General features: G+C 56.0%; 2 protein-coding genes and 5 pseudogenes. 3 read left to right on the top strand and 4 right to left on the bottom strand.

Annotation, left to right across the window (positions count from 1 at the left end):
* Together A3728_RS16960 and A3728_RS16955 are read right to left on the bottom strand one after the other, a co-directional pair.
* Positions 1-338: IS5 family transposase (locus tag A3728_RS16960; protein ID WP_067926313.1), on the bottom strand; the 338-nt coding region annotated here is incomplete at its 3' end.
* A gap of 102 nt (positions 339-440) precedes the next feature.
* A complete protein-coding gene (locus A3728_RS16955; protein ID WP_082851052.1) occupies positions 441-1865 on the bottom strand; it encodes an MraY family glycosyltransferase in 1425 nt (474 codons plus the stop codon).
* A 272-nt stretch (positions 1866-2137) separates the two neighbouring features.
* Between A3728_RS16955 and A3728_RS24010 the strand changes: the two are divergent.
* Positions 2138-2312: pseudogene (locus tag A3728_RS24010) on the top strand (helix-turn-helix domain-containing protein); the annotation flags it as partial.
* Positions 2306-2975: pseudogene (locus A3728_RS16950) on the top strand (IS3 family transposase); the annotation flags it as partial. The pseudogenes A3728_RS24010 and A3728_RS16950, both read left to right, overlap by 7 nt.
* 7 nt (positions 2976-2982) lie before the next feature.
* Here A3728_RS16950 and A3728_RS16945 read toward each other — a convergent pair.
* A pseudogene (locus tag A3728_RS16945) lies at positions 2983-4383 on the bottom strand (IS30 family transposase).
* A 46-nt stretch (positions 4384-4429) separates the two neighbouring features.
* On the opposite strand from A3728_RS16945, the pseudogene A3728_RS22885 reads away from it, so the two are divergent.
* Positions 4430-4696, top strand: a pseudogene (locus tag A3728_RS22885) (IS3 family transposase); the annotation flags it as partial.
* Between the two features lie 225 nt (positions 4697-4921).
* On the opposite strand, the pseudogene A3728_RS22880 reads toward A3728_RS22885, so the two are convergent.
* Positions 4922-6077, bottom strand: a pseudogene (locus A3728_RS22880) (IS3 family transposase).
* Positions 6078-6152: the final 75 nt, after the last annotated feature.

Here is a 6152-nt window from a genome sequence, read left to right as displayed (position 1 = left end):
ACGCCCCCTTTTTTGACGCCCAAACTGGTCGCCGTTCGATGCGCCTTCAGATAGGTGGCGTCGATCATGACCGTCGTCTGCTCGCCGTGATCAGCGGCCAAGCCGACCATCATCTGGGCAAAGATGCCTTTATCGCTCCAGCGCTTCCAACGGTTGTAGAGCGTTTTGTGCGGGCCATATTCCCTCGGCGCATCTCGCCATCGTAAGCCATTGCGATTGAAGAAGATAATCCCGCTCAGGACGCGCTTGTCATCGACGCGAGGCTTGCCATGGGATTTGGGGAAGAAAGGCTCAAGACGCGCCATCTGCGAATCCGTCAGCCAGAAAAGATCAGACATGTTCACCGCTAGGTTTTCGAACCGTGAATCACGCTCCTAAGCGGAAATCAATGGGTCCTGACCCTAGGCACGGGTCCGAAGTCTCGCGCCCACCTCTGAGGATTAACAATCGTAACCAAAGGAATGGGTCGAATCCTGTAACGCACTCCGTTGCAACTGGGGGCCCATAACAGCCTGCATGCCAAAATTTCGTGCAGTCATCAAAAAAAATTCCCAAGCCTCAATTTCGGAATCAAATTGCTCTTCCCATATTAAATCTCGGGCATTGTCCGCTAAGGTGCTTAGTGACCAGCGGTTGCTGGATGTCCCTCGAAAAATCTGCACGTCTACCGCAACAGAACCTTGAATATACATACCGGAAAATGTCGAGGGTTCGAAGTCGGGACCCAATAACTTAGTCTCTGCAGGTTCGAGCATCATTGTAAAGGGGATTCGGCGGCCGACAAAATAGGTTTTTAAAGCGATATAGGTTGTTACGTACAAGAATGAGAAAAATAAAAACGTAACCAGAGCCTTACCCGGGCTGTCCCAGAAAAGAACTCCAAAGAATATGGGGGCTGCCATAAATGGCCAGAGTATTAGTGATGCGAAAGAGTTCCGTGTTCTCGAATCAACGAGCCAGCCCAATCGATCCTCAAGTAAATATTGCAGTGCGTGCAAGACAAGATGATGAAAATGAGATCGGTCTGGTTGACCAGCAGCCTGCTTACCCAAACGCCGGCGAACTATGGAAAAAACTGTATCAGCGACTGGCCAAAAAAGTAGCAGCAAAACAGCGACGCCTGCAACATCCGGGTTACGGGCCATCAAGATAATTCCGAGCCATGCCAAGACATGACCAGACCCATATGCTCCAGCATCGCCCATGAAGATGCACCCAAATGGCCAGTTGACGACGAAGAACCCCAACATCGCCGCTATTAACAAGATCGACACTAGCTGGATATCGGTTTCGCCCGTAAAACCGGCGATGGCGAATAACCCCGCGGCTGCCAAGATTGCGTAGCCCGAAGCCAGACCGTTCAGGCCATCGATGAGGTTAAGCGCATTAGCAGTGCCAGCCGACCATACAAGTGTAACAAACAATGCGATCAGCAATGACGTGAATAGAATATCGATTTGAGGTAAGCCCAAACCTGGAACCATCATTCCGGACACCTCAATTGCCAACGCTGCCGAAATAAAGGCAGCAACGAGACGGACCTTCGGAGACATATCTCTTGCTACATCCTCTCTCAAACCGACAAAAAACACGACTAAACCGGACAGCAGCGCAAACTTCAGGTCTGATTGCAATTGATCCGATAGTAGGACCCCGCCCAAAAACAGCGCTGCAATCATTGCAGCTCCTCCGACGCGTGGTGTTGGACGTGTGTGCTGGGCTTGCGGTGCTGCAAGATCGCGAACCATGAAATCCTGATTGAGAAAAAGGTCCGATTTGAGCGCTGCAAACCCGCAAAGTGCCAAACTGGCCAGAAAAACGGTAGGAATTACCCATGCGTCAAAATACGAGAAAATTTCAAACATAGCCGCCCCTTGAAAAAATCATAAGCAAAGTTCGTCCCTAAGATGACCAAGCTCGCTGGTCCGGGCCGTTCAGGTATAGAATACGTTCTTGTTTCTTTCTGTTGATTTAGTTGCGGTCAAGGCCTGCGGCGCGGAGCCTTTGCGGAGCTCACAGTTAAGTTTGGCGTAGACGGCCGGAGCCAGCCCGCTAAGCGACATGTGTGGTGGAGCGCGCTACCCTCAATTGCGACTCCAATTAGAAAACTGTGAGTTATCTAATTGGAGAACATGGCATGGGAGCCGTCTACACGCAACTATCGCTGCAAAAACGCCACAAGATCGAGACCTAGTGGCATGCAAAAGTGTCTGTCAGAGAGATGGCACGCGGTCAAGCGCCACAAATCGACGAGTTTCCGTGAGATCAAACGCAATTTGTGGGCCGATGATGCGCTCCCGAATAATTACGCAGAGAGGTGCGCATTCTCAAGGAGGAGAGGGAAATCATAAAAAAGCAACGCAGTTCTTCGCGGGCCAAAAGCCATGAGGTTTAGGTTCATCGAAGAACACGTGGGGGCTTTCGAAACGGCGCGTCTTTTCAAGATCATGGATGTCAGTTCACGTGGCTTACGTGCATTCCGCAACCGCCCGGTCAGTCGCAGACAGCGGTCTGATCTGGTCACGCTGGCTCACATCAAAGAACAATCGCGCCTCAGTCTTGGCAGCTACGGCAGGCCTCGGATGACTGAGGAGTTGAAGGAGATCGGCCTGGACGTCGGTCATCGCCGTGTGGGCCGTTTGATGCGCCAGAACGGCATATCCGTCGTCAGAACCCGCAAACACAAGGTGACGACCGACAGCGATTTCAAGTTCAATATCGCGCCCAACCTGCTGGATCGTGACTTCAACACCGATGCGCCCAACCAAAAGTGGGCAAGCGATATCAGTTATATTTGGACGCGTGAGGGGTGGCTGTATCTGGCCGTCATCATGGACCTGCATTCAAGGCGCGTGATCGGCTGGGCCGTGAGCAACCGCATGAAACGTGACTTGGAAATCCGGGCGCTGGAAATGGCGATTGCATTCAGGATGCCGCCCAAACGCTGCATTCATCACTCGGATCGCGGGTCACAAGGCGGATTCAACCGGTCGTCGCAACACCTTCGTTTATAGCCTCTTTGAGCAGCCGGTCGAGAGCCTCTGCGGGCGTTTGCCACGCCAGCGTTTTTCGGGGACGCGTGTTGAGCGCATGGGCAACGGCGCTCAACTCTTCGGTGCCATGTTGGCTGAGATCGGTCCCCTTGGGAAAGTACTGCCGGAGCAGCCCGTTGGTGTTTTCGTTACTGCCGCGTTGCCAGGGGCACTGAGGGTCGCAGAAGTAGATCTCGAGACCGGTATCTATCCGCAACTGCGTGTGTTGGGCCATCTCGGCCCCCTGGTCCCAGGTCAACGAGCGACGCAGGTGGGCAGGCAGGCTGCTGATCGTCCCTGCGATAGCATCCGGACGGCCTCGGCGCCATGGCCGACAAGGGCTGGCCCATTCTTGACAGACTTGGCCGTCCCGTGCTCTTCCATGCGGGGCAAGTGCAGGAGCATGGTGAAGCGGGTCGTGCGTTCGACCAGCGTGCCGATCGCCGAGCTGCCGAGGCCGAGAATGAGGTCTCCTTCCCAATGACTAGGAACAGCCCTGTCACCGATCTCCGCCGGGCGGTCGCTGATCATCAACGCGTCGGTAATGAAAGCCTTGCCGCGGTTCCGGGCACGTTCGCGGGGCAACCTGAGGGCGCGGCCGGACCTCAGACAGGCTGAGAGCTCTCACCTCAACGCCCCGCGGCCCTGAATATAGAGCGCCTGGTAGATGGCTTCGTGGCTGATGCGCATCGTCGGATCCTCGGGGAAGTCCAGCTTCAAACGCTGCGCGATCTGCTCTGGACTCCAGGCAGATGACCAGCGTCGGCTTTGCCGGCGAACGGCCCGCCGTCCTTTCCATACCACGACAGGCCCATCGAATGCGATGCCGTCCGGCGTGGCAATGAGGCCGGACAGCCGATCCTGCACGTAGTCGCGCAAGTCGGGATTGGCTGCGAGCTTGCTGATCTTTGGACGCTTGGCCGAGCAAACCGCATGCCACTGCGCGGCAATGGCCCGATAGTCAAACTCTCCGCTGCGCGTCGCCGAGTTGCGCCTGATCTCACGAGATCGTGCTCGGGGATCGGCCCAGCTCTCGCGCGATCATCCGGACGCCGGTGCCACGAGCGCATTCGATGGCAATCTCCACGCGTTCCGCGAACGACAGATTACGGCACTTCGGCAAAGGAGCCAATGCCGCGAGATGGGTGGGGGGCATTCCGCCAGAAATCCGAAACCAACGGGTTCCGACAGGCGGTGAAACTCCCGCTGCGACCGCAGCTTCCTCGCTGGACAGCCCCGCTGCAATCTCCCGCCAGAACCGGCATAGATGCTCACGTTGCCAGACTGGCGGTCGACCTGGCGAGCATAATTTGCGCCGTGTAGAGCGCTCCGACTTCCTTCTTCCCGTCATCATCAACACCTCCGAGATCAGGGTGTTGCGACGACCGGTTGAATCCGCCCAATATTGCTCTCACGATTATCAGAAAATCCTGCGCCAACATGGGTTCATGGTGTCGATGTCTGGCAAAGGCAATTGCTATGATAATGCGGCGGTCGAGACCTTCTTCAAAACCATCAAGGCTGAGCTGATCTGGCGAAGGTCATGGGAAACGCGACGACAGGCTGAAACGGCGATCTTCGAATATATCAACGGCTTCTACAATCCGCGACGCCGCTACTCAGGCTGGAAAAGCCCGGTCGCCTTCGAACGAAAGGTGGCTTAAACGGGCATCTGGGGCGGCACGAAAGCGGGACAGGTCCAATCGGCGGGGCAATACCAATCGGCGCTCGTCTATCGGTAAAGAAATGACATCTACCACCCCGATGAGCAGGTGCAACGAGTAGCTTAAATTACGCCAGATCCTCAATGGGGATGAAGTGTAGCTAAAGTCGGGACGGAATTTAGTCTTTGAGGTGCTTCCCATTCCTTGGACAGGATCTGGCGCTTTTTAAGCTCTGATCTGCTCCTGCTGATCGGGTTGCATTGTTTCGATTTGCAGCGAGTAGATCACTGCCGGTGGCTGTCCGCCAAGGGCCTTGTGTGGGCGGCGGTGATTGTAGAACTCCATCCATTGCCTGACACCCGCGCGGGCGTGTGACCCGGTCTCCCAGGCGTGAAGATAGACGCACTCGTATTTCATCGTGCGCCACAGGCGCTCGATGAAGATGTTGTCCAGGTAGCGACCCTTGCCATCCATCGAGATGCGGACCCCCGACCGCCGCAGGCGGTCTGTCTCCAGGCAAACGATGTGAACTGCGATCCCTGATCGCTGTTAATGATGTCAGGAGGCCCGAACCGATAGATGGCCTCATTCAGCGCCTCGACGCAGAAGTCGGTGTCAAGCGTGTTCGAGATCCGCCAAGACAGGACCATCCGGGTATGCCAGTCCATGATCGCCCCCAGATAGAGGAACCCGCGATGCATCGGCAGATAGGTGATGTCCACGCACCAGACCTGGTTTGGCCTGTCCACCCGCAGACCGCGCAGCAGATAGGGATAGGTCTTGTGTCCCTTCGCTGGCCTGCTGGTGTTGGGTTTCTGATAGATCGGCATCAATCCGATCAGGCGCATGAGCCGACGGATGCGCTTCTCGTTCACCGCATGTCCTTCGTTGCGCTGATGCCAGGTCATCTGGCGGACGCCGAAGAACGGTGTTTCGAGGAACTGCACATCGATCAGCCGCATCAGCGCAAGGTTCTGATCCGTCTCTCCCCGCGGCGAATAGTAGAACGACGACCGCGGTATCGACAGAAGCGCGCACTGCTGACCGATCGACAGGTCAGGATGGTCGCGTTCGATCATGCCACGCCTCACTTCCCGCCCCAGGGCTTGAGCTTTCTTTCCAAAAAAGAGTTGGCCACCGCCAGCTCTGCGATCTTGGCATGCAGATCCCTGCCCTGGTCTTCATCGACGACGGGTGCCTTGCAGCCGCCACGTTCGAAGACACCGGACGCGCCATCCAGCAGTGCACGTTTCCATTGGTTGATCATCGTTGGATGCACACCGAACCGGCTCGCCAGCTCCGACACGGTCGCCTCGCCTTTCAGCGCTTCCAGCGCCACCTTCGCCTTGAACTCAGGGGCATGTTGCTTTCGTTTCGACATCTTCGATCTACTTCGTGGTGAAGATCAGCAGACAGCAAATCAGAGCTTACGTCAGTGTCCAGTTTTCGGGGGGCA

This window comes from Sulfitobacter sp. HI0040 (assembly GCF_001634885.1).
Lineage (GTDB): Bacteria > Pseudomonadota > Alphaproteobacteria > Rhodobacterales > Rhodobacteraceae > Sulfitobacter.
The sequence above is the reverse complement of the archived record's forward strand: the minus strand, read 5'-3'. Positions and strand labels throughout refer to the sequence as shown.